At 33.3% G+C, this 453-nt stretch carries 1 protein-coding gene; it reads left to right on the forward strand.

What is annotated here, in order from left to right; all coding sequences use genetic code 11:
* Positions 1 to 218: ATP-grasp domain-containing protein (locus J7R13_RS08935; protein ID WP_484791361.1), on the forward strand; the 218-nt coding region annotated here is incomplete at its 5' end.
* Positions 219 to 453: the final 235 nt, after the last annotated feature.

Below are 453 nucleotides of genomic sequence, written 5' to 3' on the forward strand. Positions count from 1 at the left end.
ATATTGATTTAACAGAACGTGATCATGAAATTTGTGAACGTATTGGTCCTGTTTTAAAGAAACGTGGCCTTCTTCTTGTGGGAATTGATGTGATTGGAGATTATATAACAGAAATAAATGTGACATCTCCTACTGGAATTCGTGAAATTAAACGCTTTGGTGGTACAGATGTTGCTCATCTTTTCTGGGATATTGTTGAGTGCAAACGTTCAAATTAAATTTATTTGAACAACAAGAAAAAACATGATTTTATCAGAAAAAGTTATTAATGTTGTTTTTTTATATTTGTTATACTGCAAATATGAACTAGAAGTACCGTTTAATATAAATGGTAGGTCTTGATCTAAATTTTAGGGAGTTTATGGATGGGCAAAGTGTTTTTTTTTTTCAAGCAGAAGGCGGCATACGAGATTCTGACATGTGACTGGAGTTCAGACGTGTGCTCTTCCGATC

The sequence above is a fragment of the Bartonella taylorii 8TBB genome, assembly GCF_902825155.1.
GTDB classification, from domain to species: Bacteria; Pseudomonadota; Alphaproteobacteria; order Rhizobiales; family Rhizobiaceae; genus Bartonella; species Bartonella taylorii_A.